This window comes from Kribbella sp. NPDC003557, assembly GCF_040610805.1.
Lineage (GTDB): Bacteria > Actinomycetota > Actinomycetes > Propionibacteriales > Kribbellaceae > Kribbella.
Genome location: NZ_JBEXMY010000020.1, coordinates 1 through 13505 on the forward strand (window position 1 = coordinate 1; position 13505 = coordinate 13505).

10 protein-coding genes are annotated in these 13505 nt (G+C 68.8%); 9 read left to right on the forward strand and 1 reads right to left on the reverse strand.

Annotation, left to right across the window (positions count from 1 at the left end; genetic code table 11):
* Positions 1 to 228 precede the first annotated feature (228 nt).
* The 8 genes from ABZW60_RS41455 to ABZW60_RS41490 all read left to right on the forward strand — a co-directional run bounded on the left by ABZW60_RS41455 (position 229) and on the right by ABZW60_RS41490 (position 10197).
* Positions 229 to 669 carry a phosphotransferase gene (locus ABZW60_RS41455; protein ID WP_355486182.1) on the forward strand — a complete coding sequence of 147 codons (441 nt, stop codon included), beginning with the start codon at positions 229 to 231 and terminating at the stop codon, positions 667 to 669.
* Positions 670 to 970: 301 nt separating this feature from the next.
* A complete protein-coding gene (locus tag ABZW60_RS41460; RefSeq protein WP_355486173.1) occupies positions 971 to 2302 on the forward strand; it encodes a SidA/IucD/PvdA family monooxygenase in 1332 nt (443 codons plus the stop codon).
* Between the two features lie 36 nt (positions 2303 to 2338).
* The gene (locus tag ABZW60_RS41465) at positions 2339 to 3856 is read left to right on the forward strand and encodes a PqqD family protein (RefSeq protein WP_355486174.1); all 1518 of its coding nucleotides are present in this window, start codon (positions 2339 to 2341) and stop codon (positions 3854 to 3856) included.
* 2 nt (positions 3857 to 3858) lie between these two features.
* Complete coding sequence (locus ABZW60_RS41470) at positions 3859 to 4326, forward strand: cupin domain-containing protein (RefSeq protein ID WP_355486175.1); 468 nt, start codon at positions 3859 to 3861, stop codon at positions 4324 to 4326.
* Positions 4323 to 5981 (forward strand): class I tRNA ligase family protein, encoded by a 1659-nt coding sequence (locus ABZW60_RS41475; RefSeq protein WP_355486176.1) that lies wholly within the window; start codon positions 4323 to 4325, stop codon positions 5979 to 5981. The genes ABZW60_RS41470 and ABZW60_RS41475 overlap by 4 nt, the downstream gene beginning before the upstream one ends.
* 5 nt (positions 5982 to 5986) lie before the next feature.
* Positions 5987 to 7123 carry an FAD-dependent oxidoreductase gene (locus ABZW60_RS41480; protein WP_355486177.1) on the forward strand — a complete coding sequence of 379 codons (1137 nt, stop codon included), beginning with the start codon at positions 5987 to 5989 and terminating at the stop codon, positions 7121 to 7123.
* A 5-nt stretch (positions 7124 to 7128) separates the two neighbouring features.
* Positions 7129 to 8394 carry an ATP-grasp domain-containing protein gene (locus ABZW60_RS41485; RefSeq protein WP_355486178.1) on the forward strand — a complete coding sequence of 422 codons (1266 nt, stop codon included), beginning with the start codon at positions 7129 to 7131 and terminating at the stop codon, positions 8392 to 8394.
* 24 nt (positions 8395 to 8418) lie between these two features.
* The gene (locus tag ABZW60_RS41490; RefSeq protein WP_355486179.1) at positions 8419 to 10197 is read left to right on the forward strand and encodes an ABC transporter substrate-binding protein; all 1779 of its coding nucleotides are present in this window, start codon (positions 8419 to 8421) and stop codon (positions 10195 to 10197) included.
* 64 nt (positions 10198 to 10261) lie between these two features.
* Here ABZW60_RS41490 and ABZW60_RS41495 read toward each other — a convergent pair whose 3' ends face one another.
* On the reverse strand, positions 10262 to 11506 hold the full coding sequence (locus ABZW60_RS41495) for a cytochrome P450 (protein ID WP_355486180.1): 1245 nt from the start codon (positions 11504 to 11506) through the stop codon (positions 10262 to 10264).
* Between the two features lie 222 nt (positions 11507 to 11728).
* Here ABZW60_RS41495 and ABZW60_RS41500 point away from each other — a divergent pair, with 222 nt between their 5' ends.
* On the forward strand, positions 11729 to 13039 hold the full coding sequence (locus ABZW60_RS41500) for an MFS transporter (RefSeq protein ID WP_355486181.1): 1311 nt from the start codon (positions 11729 to 11731) through the stop codon (positions 13037 to 13039).
* Positions 13040 to 13505: the final 466 nt, after the last annotated feature.

Consider the following 13505-nt stretch of genomic DNA (forward strand, 5'->3'; position numbering starts at 1 on the left):
CGAACCGCCTTGGCCCGGGTCTGCGCGTCGTACTTCCTCGGCATAGATGCCACCTTCCCAACGAAGGAGGTGTGCATCAAACCCGGGGTGGTTCAGCCTGGTGCATCCGGGGTACCTGGTGTGCCGAGCGTGCCTGCCGTGACCGGCGTACCCGGCGTATCTGGGGTGGGTGAGGAGGGGTGGGGGGATCCTTGGGGGGTGGTTGGGGAGTTGGTTGAGCGGGGGTATGTGGATTCGGGGACGGCGGGGTGGTTGGGCGGGTGGTTTACCCGGCTCGCGGGGCGGATTGATATGGGTCGGGCGAGGGTTCTGGTTCACGGGGATGTTGCTGCTCACAACCTTCTTGTGGGGGCGGGCGGGGAGCTGCTGGCGTTGATCGACTGGGGTGATGCGGCTTGGGCTCCGCGGGCGATGGAGTTTGCCAAGCTGCCGTTGACTGAGGTTGCTGTGTTGCTGCCGGAGTACCTGCGGTACTCGCAGGCGGCGGAGTCGGAGGAGGAGTTGGCCGCCGGGGTCCTCTGGTTCCATCTGTTCTGGGCCGTCGCGAAACTGCCCGCGGCACCCTGGCCCGGCCAACGCCACTGGACCGCACCGACCGGCAGCCGGCTGCTCAGCATCCTGCACTTCTTCACCACCAACCCACCGGCCCCCTGGTCCAGACTCACCTAGCGATCGAGAACGCGAGCCCCGCGCCCAGCCACCAGAGTCCGAACATCGACCCGCCGCGGGCAGGCCAACCTTCATCCAGCACACACGCATCTCGTGGGTTGGCGGCCGACGTGCTCGCCCGCCACGCACCCGGTCGGCTGCTCGACGTCCTGCGCTTCTGTGGTCCTCGTCGGAGGGCGGGTGGGTTCCTCTCCGGGCAGGAGGAGCAGGGAGGTGTATCAACCGGCGTCGGCCGTTGGCTCTCGAAGGGTGGTGATGGTGATCTGAGACGAAGGCGGCGCGGATGTCAGAACGTAACTCTGTGGACGTTGAACTGCTCGCGATCGGTGCGGGGCCGTCGAATCTCGGGCTGGCGGTGGCGCTCGAGGAGTTGGCTCCGGATCTTGCGGCGAGCAGTCTGCTGATCGACCGGAACCCGTCGATCGAGTGGCAGTCGGGGATGCTGATGCCGTGGGCGACCAGCCAGGTGTCGTTCCTGAAGGACCTGGTCACGCAGCGGGATCCGAGCAGCAGGTTCTCGTTCCTGAACCATCTGTACGAGACCGGCCGGCTCGACGAGTTCGTGAACATGAGCACGTTCACGCCGTACCGGGTCGAGTTCACCGAGTATCTGCGCTGGGTCGCGGAATCGCTCACGAGCGTCCGGATCCAGCTGGGCACCGAATGCCGAGCGGTACGGGCCCGGCGCGACGACAGCGGCGCGGTGACCGGGTGGGTCACGAGCCTGGCCGACGGTACGACGATCACCAGCAGATACCTGGTGTACGGCGGCAGCCGCGAGCCGAACATCCCGCCGGAGCTGGCCGGGCTGCCCAAGGAGCGCGTGATCCACAGCACCCAGTACCGCCACCGGGTGGCGGAACTGTCCGGGGACCTGCCGTACCGGGTGGCGGTGCTGGGCAGCTCCCAGAGCGCCGCCGAGATGTTCCGGGCGCTGCGTGACGATCTGCCCGACAGCGACATCACGTGGCTGATGCGATCGATCGGGCTCAGCTCGGACCAGTCGAGCAAGTTCACCAACGAGATGTACTACCCGTCGTTCGTCGACGAGTTCTACGACGCCCCGCCGGAAGCGCGCGAGCAGATCCTCCGCGAGCTGTACCGGACCAACTACTCGGTCGTTACGCCGCCGATGCTCGAACACCTGTACGCCGACCTCTACCTGGACCGCTTCCAGGAGCGCACCGACCGCCGTCTCGTCACGATGGTCGACATCACCTCCGCCCACGAGGCCGGCGACGAACTCGTGCTGGAGCTCACCGACCGGCGGACCGGAGCCGTCACCGAGCTGCGCCGGGACCTGATCTTCCTCGGCACCGGCTTCGACACCCGGATGCCGCGGCTGGTCCGCGACCTGGCGAGCGATCTCGGCCTGGACCGCATCGACGTCACCCGCCAGTACCGCCTCGACCTGGACGCCGACAGCACCGGCACCAGCAACGGCACCACTAACCTCGCCGGCAGCACGGCGGCCTGCTACCTGCAAGGCGTCAACGAAGAGACCCACGGTATCTCCGACTCGCTGCTCAGTGTGCTGGCGCAGCGGTCGGAGGAGATCTGCCGGGACATCCTCGCGCACCGGGAGCGGATCCCGGCGGCGGCTGTATCAGCCAACGGTTCGGCTGCGCTCTAACGGATGGGAAAAGCCCCAGCCCGCGAGGAGAACCGGATGACAACACTCGAACTGGATCGTCCCCCCGGCCTGGCAGAGGCACGGGACCGGACGTTCACAGGTCTGCGTGCCGCCATGCCGCCCGGCGTCATGGACGAAGCGTTGCGCTGCAGCGGACAGCTCCTGGCAGAGCTGCCGCACCAGCCGGAGCTGGAACGCAACCTGGTCCTGGTGGCGTTCGGCGGCGGTAAGGACAGCTCGTACACGCTGGCCTTCGTCCGGGCGATGCAGCTGATCCTGGACAGGGTCCACGGCCGCACGTTCCGGATGCGAGTGGCGACCAACCGGCACGCGGGGATGCCGCGCGCCGTGATGGAGAACATCGACCGCGAGTACCGCGCGCTGGAGCTGTTCGACGACCCGGACTGCGAGCTGCTGCTGGTGGACGGCGACGAGATCAGCGAGTTCTACGTCGACTCGCCGCAGCGCGAGCACGTCGTACGGCGCAACCGGCTCGACATCCTGATGACCGGTCACCGCACGTTCGCCGACGGGCGCCCGACGTTCTGCAACTCGTGCAACCTGAGCGTCTTCAACGCGTTCGGGCTGGCCGCCGCCTACGGTGACGGCGCCGACGTGCTGATCACCGGCGACTCGCCGCAGGAGCAGCATCAGTACAGCTTCTGGGTCGGCCGCCTGGCGCGGCGGCTGCGCACCGGTCCCGCCGTACGGCCGCGCGAGCGCGGGAACGGATTCGGCCGGATCCTCGGCCAGCTCGACGACATCTCGCAGGCGTACTTCGCCGACATCCACGGCGCGGACGCCGACGACGCGATCTCCGAGCGCCGGGTCAGCACGGACGTACCGGACCGGTTGAAGTTCTTCACCGTGTACGGCGAGACCGCGTACCGGGCCGGCGACCACTTCGACATGCTGACCGGTTTCCTCGGTTTCCAGTTCGACGACCTCGCGTTCAGCTTCACCGAGTCCGACTGTGCGAACCCGGCCCTGATGGCGCACCTGCGCGGTATCAAGGCCGAGCGCGTGTTCGAGCGGTCGTACGACGAGGGCCTGGCCGAGTACGTCGAGTTCGCGCTCGGCCTGATGCGCAAGAAGGACATCCCCGACCAGCTGGTGGAGATGATGCGCGCCCGGTACGACAGTCCGGACGCCCCGGCCCGGATGCGGAAGGCCGCCGAGGAGTACGCGCTGGAGACCTTCGGGCTGACTGGCGAGCACCTGGTCTGCATGACGTACTCCCCGTTCGCCGGGCACGGCGCCGGGCTGGAGCGGTTCCTGGAGCGCGAGCATCCGCACCTGTCCGCCCGCCTCGACGAGATCCACGCCCTGCTGGCCGGTGCGGCCGACGATCTCGCGCTGGACGCCGAGCTCGAGCGGATCAGCGGGCTCACGCCGAGCCAGTTGCGCGTGCTGTACAGCCGTTCGGTGCAGAGCGCCGCGGGCGGTACGCCGGTGATCGACCTGATCCTGGCCGGCGATCCGCACAAGGCAGTCATCGAGACCCGGCACTCCAAGGACGGTCCGGACACCTTCGAACAGATTTCGGGACGGTAGCCATGGTCGTACACATCTCCCGGCTGGACCGCGACAACCTGCTGCACGAGTACGGCGTGGACACCCAGCGCCTGCAGCCGTGGCCGGTTCTGAACGCGCCGTTCGAGACCAGCTACGCGGTCTGCCGCGCAGGGACGGTCTCCAAGCTGCACACGCATCACGAGCAGGAGATCTTCGTCGCCGTGTCCGGTGAGTGCGTGGTCGAGTGCGGCGGCGAGCGGCAGCCGTTCCGGGCCGGCGACGTCGCGTACTTCACGCCCGGCCAGTTGCATCGCGTGCACAACCTCACCGACGCCGACTTCGTGTTCTGCAGCATCTGGTGGGACCCGGAGATGGCCCACAAGTTCCTCGCCGAGTACGCCGGATCGGACACCGAGAGGTACGCCGCCGAGGCGGCCGCGAACGCCGATCAGAACGCTGCGGCCGCCGAGGCCGTCGAGACCGCCGAACGAGTAGGAGCCAGCCAATGACCCGACTGCTGCCGTCCGACGACGACCGTCCCGTGCTCGTCCTCGGGCCGAACCCGACGCCGAACGGCGGGATGCACCTCGGTCACATCGCCGGTCCGTACCTGGCCGGCGACGTCTACGCCAGGTACCAGCGGGCCCGCGGCCGCAAGGTCATCTTCACCTCCGAGACCGACGACAGCCAGACCTACGTCGTGGCGTCGGCGGGCCGCGAAGGCATCACGCCGGAAGAGCTGTGCAAGCGCTCGACCGCGAAGATCCAGGAGGCGCTGAGCGCGATCGGTATCTCGATCGACGGGTTCGGCCCGTTCGACCAGACCTACCGGGCCACTGTGCTGCAGTACTTCAGCGCCCTGCACGCGGCCGGGGTGTTCCGGCTGAAGACCGTCCGGTTGCCGTACCTGGAGCGGACCGGCGAGTTCATGGTCGAGGGCCTGATCGAGGGCGACTGCCCGGTCTGCCTGACGACCAGCCGCGGCGGACTCTGCGAGACGTGCTGCCACCCGAACAACTTCGACCAGCTGATCAACCCGCACTCGACGATCAATCCCGAGGACAAGCTCACCTACCGCGAGGCCACCATCATGGTGCTGCCGCTCGAGGAGTACCGCGAGCAGCTGACGACGTACCACGAGAACCTCAAAGAGCACCGCCGCCCGCACGTCCGGCAGATGATCGCCGAGCTGCTGTCCCGCCCGCTGCAGGACGTGCCGATCACCTTCCCGCTCAACTGGGGTATCGACCCGCAGTTCCCGGAGGTCCCCGGGCAGGTGCTCAACGCCTGGCTCGAACTGATCCCGGCCGGCATGTTCACCACGTCGTACGCCGCCGCGAAGCTCGGCCGGGACACGGTGCCGGGCGAACTGTGGCGCAAGGCCGAGAATCTGCGGATCGTGCACTTCCTCGGCTTCGACAACGCGTACTACTTCTGCCTGCCGCACATTGCGATGCTGATGGCACACGGCGACAAGTACGTCTGGCCGGAGTCGATCATCAACAACGAGTTCTACGAGTTGGAGAGCTCGAAGTTCTCGACCAGCAAGGGCCATGTGCTGACGCCGGAGGAGCTGCTCGAGGAGGTGCCGCGCGACGTAGCCCGGCTCTACCTGGCGCTCACCGCACCGGAGTACCAGCGGTCCACCTTCAGCCGGGCGGGCCTCGACAAGATGGCCGAGGATCGGCTGGTCGGCCCGTGGAACCAGTTGGCGGGCATTCTCGCCAAGGCGGTCGCGAACGCCGGCGGCGACAGCGCCCGGCTGCCGGTCTCGGCGGACGCACGGCAACGCGTGGCCCTCATGCGCGACCGGTTCGACCTCGGGTACGAGATGCCGACGTTCAACCTGAACCGGTCGGCGGACACCGTGCTGGTCCACATCGACCGGTTGCGGCGGCACGCGGTGACGCTCGACGGCACCGGTCTCGACGAGCAGCCCGAGGCCTGGGGCGATCTGTTCTGCGAGGTCAAGGCACTGCTCGCGGTGGCGTCGCCGATCCTCGTCGACCTCGCGTCGGCGGCCGCCGAGGCCGGGGCGTTCGACGAACTGCCGGACGCCGGGGTGCTGGTGGCCGGTTCCTTCGAGCTCGCCGAAGTCACGCCGTTCGTGCCGCCGCTGCTGGCGGCCGGGACGGCGGACGGCGAGCTCGCCGGAGGTCGGTGATCCCGATGCGGATCACCGTGGTCGGCGGCGGCGTGATCGGACTGGTGACCGCGATCGAGTGTGTTCGGGCGGCCGGTGTCGAGCAGGTCGACCTGTTCGACGCCGGCCCGATCCCCTCGCCGACGGCGACTTCGAACGACCGGCTCCGGGTGGTTCGCGCGCTGCATCGCGGTGAGCCGGCGCTGACGCTGGCGGCCGCCCAGGCCCACGAGGCCTGGATGGAGGTCGAGGGACTCGTCGGCGCGCGGTTCTACCACCCGGCCGGGGCGCTGACCGCGATGCCGGAGCCGGAGGCGGCCGCCTCGCTCGCGCTCCTCACCGGGGTCGGCGCGCGAGCGTGGGGCCTCTCGCCGGACGAGCTGGCCCGCCGGTATCCGCAAGTCCGCTTCCCGGTCGGGTCCGGAGCGGTACTGGAGGCCACCGCCGGCGCCGTGCTCGCCGACCTGGCCCTGATCGCGCTGACCCGCTGGCTGGGTGGCCAGCCGGCTGTCCGGCTGCATCCGCACCGGCGGGTCGCCGAGGTCTCCGGTAGCGACCGCGGCGGGGTCATCCGGTTCGCCGACGGAGGCTCCGCAACCGCCGACCGGGTCGTGGTCGCGGCCGGTCCCTGGTCGCGTGAACTCGTACCGGGCGTCATCGCCTCGACGCTCACGCTGTACCGGCAGACCGTGCTGTCGTACCGGCAGCCGGCGTGGGTCGGACTGCCCGCAGTGCTCGGCCTCGGGCCGGATCGCGACGCCTGGTTGATGCCGACGGTCCCGCACTCGGACGCACCGCTGCGGTTGAGCGCCGCGAGCGCCTGCCGGCCGACCCGCGAGATGACCGACCGGGGCACCCCGGACCGCTGGCGCGAGCACCTGATGGCCGTGTTCGCCGAGGTGCTCCCGGGGTTCGATCCGGCCGCGGTGACCGACGCGGCCGACGGCTACTACCTCGCGGATCGGTCGCGGGGCGGACCGCTGCTGTCGTCGTACGGCGGCGGCGCGGTCTGGGCGTACGCGGCCTGCGGCGGGATGTCCTTCAAGTTCGCACCCCAGATCGCGCGGGCCGTCGCCGACCGCGCGGTGGGCGCACCGCCCCGGCCGGTCGGCCTGGACTCGATCGACAGGCCGCGGCAGCTCGCCGCGGTCGGTGAGGAGTAGCTGACATGAAACTGCTCGCCCTGGAAGCCGTGCAGAACGCCGGCTACTACCAGTCCCGCTACCGCCAGATCGAGGAGTTCGGCGGCACCCTGTTCGTGCTCAACGGACTCGGTGAGCCGGACTACTGGCCGGCCGACCGCTACCGGGTCGCCGGCTCGCGGCACATCGACGACATCATCGCTGCGGCGCGCGAATGGCACGCCACCGAACAGTTCCACGGTGTGCTGACGTTCTCCGAGTCCGGCGTCCTCACCGTGGCCGCGGTGGCCGAAGCGCTCGGACTGCCCGGCGTCGGCCTGGACGCGGCCAGGATCAGCCGCAACAAGCTCCTGATGCGCGAGGCCCAGCAGGCCGGCGGCGCGCCGGTGCCCCGGTTCCGGCTGGCGCCCGACCTCGACACGGCGCTCGCCGCCGCGGAGGAGTTCGGCTACCCGATCATCCTCAAGCCGACATTAGGTGCCGCGAGCAACTTCGTGTTCAAGATCGACGACGCCGACGAGCTGCGGACCCGGTTCCCGCAGGCGCTCGACGGGATGGCCGGGATGTCGTGGTTCCGGATGGAGGCCGAGGGGATCGACACCGGGCCGTACGGTCTGCTCGTCGAGTCGTTCCTGGACGGCCGGGAGATGCAGATCGAGGCCCTCGCCTGGGACGGCGAGGTGTACCTCGGCTCGATCGTCGACCGGATCACCATCGAGGGCAACACCTTCGACGACGACGCGCACCGGGCCCCGACCACCCTCGACGACGATCAGCTGGCCGCCGTGCACGAGGTGGTCGCCACCGCCGCCCACGCCCAGGGGCTGCACCGCAGCGTCATGCACGCCGAGGTCCGGTTCCACCGCGGCAAGCCGCATCTGCTGGAGATCGCGGTCCGGCCCGGCGGCGGCGGGCTGGACTACTTCGCCCGGCTGAGCACCGGCTACTGCCCGATCCGCGCGACGATGGCCGTCGCCGCCGGCACCAAACCCGAGGTGCGGCACTATCACCCGACCGGCGTGCACCTGGCCGGCACCTGCCTGATCGGCGGACCGGGCCGGATCGAGCAGATCACCGTGCCGGCCGCGGTGTCCGAGTCCGACCGGGTGTTCTTCCTCAAGATCACGGCGAAACCGGGTGACGTGATCCGCCGGCCCCCGGACGGCAACAACATCCTCGGCTTCCTCTGCACCAGCGGAGCGACGTTCGACGAAGCGATCCGGACGGCGTACGAGTTCGCCGGGCAGATCGATGTACAGCTGGCCGCACCGGCATCCCGGCTGACGGCCTGATCCAACCCACGAGAGGTGACCTGGATGTCCACTGTGCTGACCGAGCAGCAGTCCGATCAGCCGTCCGAGGACGGCCGGCCGATCAAGGGTGGCACGGTCACCTGGGCCTGCAACCCCGGCTTCCCGCCCGCCGCCATCTTCCCGTTCACCCCGCGGGAGCGGATCGGCATCCGCAACCTGTACGAGTTCCAGGTGCTGATGTTCCGGCCGCTCTACTGGCTCGGCCGGGACGGCAAGCCGGAGGTGAACCCCGACCTGAGCCTGGCCTACCCGCCGGAGTGGAGCGAGGACGGGCTGAGCGTCACCGTCACGCTGAAGCCCTGGCAGTGGTCCAACGGTGAGCCGATCTGCGCCGACAACGTGATGTTCTGGGTGAACATGATGGCGGTCAAGGGTGACCGGCTCGGGTACTACGTCCCCGGCTACTTCCCGGACAACCTCACGTCGTACGAGAAGATCGCCGAGGACAAGGTCCGCTTCACGTTCAACGAGGTCTACTCCAAGACCTGGGTGGAGATGAACCAGCTGTCGCTGATCACGCCGATGCCGAAGGCCTGGGACCGGACCGCGGACGGACCGGCCCGGGCGTCGTTCGACCCCGCCGACATCCCGGCCGTCTACGACTACCTGGTGTCCGAGAACGGCGACTGGACGGTCGAGGCGAACCACTTCCGCGGCGGCTGGGCCGACAGCCCGGTGTGGAGCGTCGTCAACGGGCCGTGGCGGCTGAAGAGCTACACCCTCGACGGCGTCGTCACCTTCGTGCCGAACGAGAAGTACTCCGGCCCGAACAAGCCGCAGCTCGCCGAGTTCCGGCAGGTGCAGAACGACACCGACGAGCTGATGTACGAGCGCCTGCAGGCCGGACCGGACGCGCCGGACGGGATCCAGATCGGGTACCTGCCGCCCGGCTTGGAACTGACCGACGACGAGCTCGCGGACAAGTACCGGCTCGTCGCGCAGGACCTGTTCGTGGTGCGCTACATGCCGTTCAACTTCGACAACGACTCCACCGCCGCGGCGATCTACAAGCACGCGTACGTCCGGCAGGCGCTGCAGATGTGCCTGGACCAGGACCGTGCGATCCGGGAGATCTTCCACGGCAACGCCTACCGGATGGACGGCCCGGTGCCGCTGTCGCCCGCGAATCCCTACGTGTCGCCGAAGCAGCGCAACGACCCGATGCCGTTCGACGTCGACGCCGCCCGGCGGCTGCTCGAGGCGCACGGCTGGGACACCAGCACGATGCCGGCCGGCTGCGTCCAGCCGGGTGAGGTGGCCGGTTGCTCCGGCGAGGGCGTCGAGATCGGCGACCGGCTCTCGTTCACGGTCCGGTACGTCGAGGGCAAGGTCGCGCTGACCCGGATGCTCGAGATGTTCAAGGAGGATGCGGCGAAGGCCGGAATCGAGCTGAAGCTGGAGCCGGTGTACGGCTCGGTGATGGTGGCCGAGGACCACAGCCCCGGTCCCGCGAAGCGGCTGTGGGAGATCAACACCTGGAACGGCGGCTGGTCGTTCTACGGCCACCTGACCGGCGAGATGCTGTTCCGCACCGGCGGCGGCAGCAACTTCGGCGACTACAGCGACCCGAAGGCCGACGAGTTGATCGACCGGACGGTGCACAGCGACGACCCGCAGGCGATGTTCGACTACCAGGACTACATCGCCGAGCAGGTGCCGACGATCTGGTCGCCGGGCTTCCCGAACCGGATGTTCGAGGTCGCGAAGAACCTGCGCGGCGTCGAGCCGGTGAACCCGTACGGCCTGATCACCCCCGAGGACTGGTACTACGTCGAGGAGTGAACCCCGGCAGCCAAAAGACACTGCCCCAGCCGGATCGGCTGGGGCAGTGTCATGTCCGGCAGGATCAGGACTTGGGCGGGATCGTCGCCGCCGGCAGGTGGTGCATGCCGCGCAGCAGCGTGCTCGGCTCCCACTCCAGGAAGCTCGGGTCGGCCGTCATCCGCAGGTCCGGGAAGCGTTCCAGCAGCCGGGTCAGTGCGATGTTCGTCTGCATCTTCGCCAGCGGCTGGCCGATGCAGAAGTGCGGGCCGTGGCCGAAGCCCAGCACACCCTTCGGACGGCGGTCCAGGTCGAGCGTGTTCGCGTTCTCGTACTGCTCGTCGTCGCGGTGCGCCGACAGGATCGACAGCGCGAGGATGTTGTTCTTCGGTACCACGACGTCGCCGATCTCGATGTCCTCGGCGGTGAACCGGAAGGTGGCCACGCCGACGCCGCCGTCGTACCGCATCAGCTCGTCGATCGCGTGCCCCATGATCGACGGGTCGGACCGCAGCCGGGCCATCGCCTCGGGGTGCGTGAGCAGGCTGAGGATCGCGTTCGACAGCGTGTGCTGCGAGGTGATGTGACCGGCCACCGTGTACAGGAAGATCATCGCGACGAGCTCGTCGTCGGTCAGCCGGTCGCCCTCCGGCGAACCCTCGATCATCGCGCTGACCATGTCCTCGGCCGGGTTCTTGCGCTTCATGTCGATGATGTGCCGGCCGTACTCGATCACGTTCTTGGAGGCGTTCTCGACGACCTCCGCCGGGTGGCCCGCGCCGACCAGCTCGACCGCCCACTGCTGGAACCGCTCGCGGTCCTCGAACGGGATGCCGAGCACGTCGCAGATGATCACGATCGGCAGCGGCTGGGCGTACTCGCCGACCAGGTCGACGTCGTCACGACCCTCGAGCTTGCTGAGGTAGTCGTCGACGAGCTCCTCGATGCGTTCCCGGAAGGCCTCCATCCGCCGCAGTGTGAAGGCCTTGCTGACCAGCGAGCGCAGCCGGGTGTGCCGGGGCGGGTCGCTGTTCAGCATGTGCTGGGACAGCTCGTCGTCGAAGCCGACGTCGGGCTTCTCGTCCTCGACGTAGGTGCCGGTGTGGCGGGCGAACATCTCGTTCATCCGCGTGCCGTCCTTGCTCACCCGGGGGTCCTGCAGCAAGGTCCGTACGTCGGCGTACCGGGTGACGAGCCAGACGTCGGCGCCGTGGGGGAAGACCACGTGGTGCACACGGCCGGCCTTGCGGTACGGCTCGAGGATCTCGTACGGCCTCTGCATGAAGTCGTCCGGGATCCGCGGGAGGGCCTCCGTCATTTCGGTTGTCATAGGTCAGATCCTCCTGGGAACAAGGCATGTCGACAGGGGCGCACGTGCGCTCCGCTACGCGTCGCCGTCATTCATCAGAGGCGGCGCGCACCCCGCCCTGATACGCCTTGTTTTGTTGCTTTCAGGGGCTGTCGGTACGGCGCTGCGGGCGGTAGCGTGCAGGACCGAATGCCTTCTGGCACAAGCCCGCCGCGTTCGCGGCACAGAGGGGTGGAGTAACTGATGAGCGAAGAAGTCGACCGCGAACCGGGTTCGACCGGGCAGCCGGGTGAAGGACTCGGCGCTATCGCGACCTGGCGCCAGACGTCGATCACGTCGAAGGCACTGCTGTTCGGCGTCTTCGTCAACCGGCTGGGCGCGTTCCTGCAGATCTTCCTGGTGCTGTTCATGACCCACAAGGGCTTCAGTGCCGGCGAGGCCGGTTTCGCCTTGGGTGTCTACGGCGCCGGCCACGTGCTGGGGTCGTTCGTCGGCGGCTGGCTCACCGACCGGTTGAGTGCGCGGGCGGCGACGTTGATCAGCATGCTCGGCTCCGCCGCGCTGATCGTGTCCATCCTGTACATCAACGTCTACTGGGTGATCCTGCTGGCGATCCTGACGGTCAGCACCGTCAGCATGCTGAACCGGCCGGCCGCGCAGGCGATGCTGGCCGAGCTCACCAAGCCGGGCCAGCTGGTGATGACGATGGCGATGTACCGGCTGGCGATCAACCTCGGCACCGCGGTGACCCCGATCGTCGGCGTCGCGCTGGTGTCGGTCTCGTACAACCTGCTGTTCTGGGCCGAGGCGTTCGCCGCCGTCCTCTACAGCGCGATCGCCTGGCGCTTCCTGCCCGGCAAGGCCGCGCCGGAGGAGGCCGCCGCCGCTGCCGCCGCCAAAGCCTCGGAACCGAAGCAGGGCTATCGTGCCGTGCTCGCCGACTGGCGGTACGACTTCTACCTGGCCGCCGTGTTCCTGGTGACGATCGTCTACTGCCAGTACATCGCGGTGCTTCCCCTGGCGATCGTCGACGACGGCAGCAGCCTGTGGTGGTACAGCCTGGTCGTCTCGGCCAACGCCATCGTGGTGGCCGTGTGCGAGGTGCCGGCGACGAAGTACGTGCAGACCTGGCCGCTGCGGCTGACCGCGATCGCCGGCTTCGGACTGGTCGCGGTCGGGTACGGCGTCTACGCGATCGCGCTGGTTCCGGTGCTGCTGATCCTCGGCACGCTGATCTGGACGATGTCGGAGATCATCGGCGCACCGACCACGTTCGCGTACCCCGGCATGGTGGCGCCGCCGCACCTGCGCGGCCGGTACTCCGGCGCCATGCTGAGCGTCTTCGGCCTGGGCAACGCCGTCGGCCCGGCGGTCGGTGTCTGGCTGTGGGACAAGGTCGGCCAGACGTTCTGGCTGTGGGCAGCCGGCGTCGCCGTCCTGTCCGCGGTCTGCGCCCGAATCGGCATGCGCCGCCCAGACGAGGAACCAGCCACCGCCGAGGCCAAGACCGACACGACCGCCCCGGACACCACCACCCCGGAAGCGGCGACCTAAAGGGAGGTCGAACGGGCCTTCAGGCAAGAGACTGAGAAGTCGAGCTTGGTGGCCGGCTTCGGCGGTTGGCCGGAGGTTCGCCAGCGCGACCTGTACGCCGCCCCATCACCACCCGATCCCACAGGCAGGCCGGTTCCTCCTCGCGCTCGGTGAGCACGTCGAGGAGGGGCGCGGATCGCCGGCAAAGAACGACGCGCGAGGCGGATCCGCCCGCGAGCGGGCAGGTCCCCTCACCGGTTCGGTGTGGGCGACGAGACGAGCCGCTCGCTGCCGGAAGCGGCAGGAACGATTCCGCCGCCTCCTGACCCGCCGCAGCACAACAGCCTCCTGCCCACGGCTCCGCGAGTAGGAGGCCGTTGTGTCGCCTGGCCTCAGTTGCGTCCAGCAGAGTGGTGTACGACGTGGTGGTGGCCGGCCCGGGTGTGGACGTGGGTGCGGTCACCGCGTGATTCTTCGAGGAATCTCT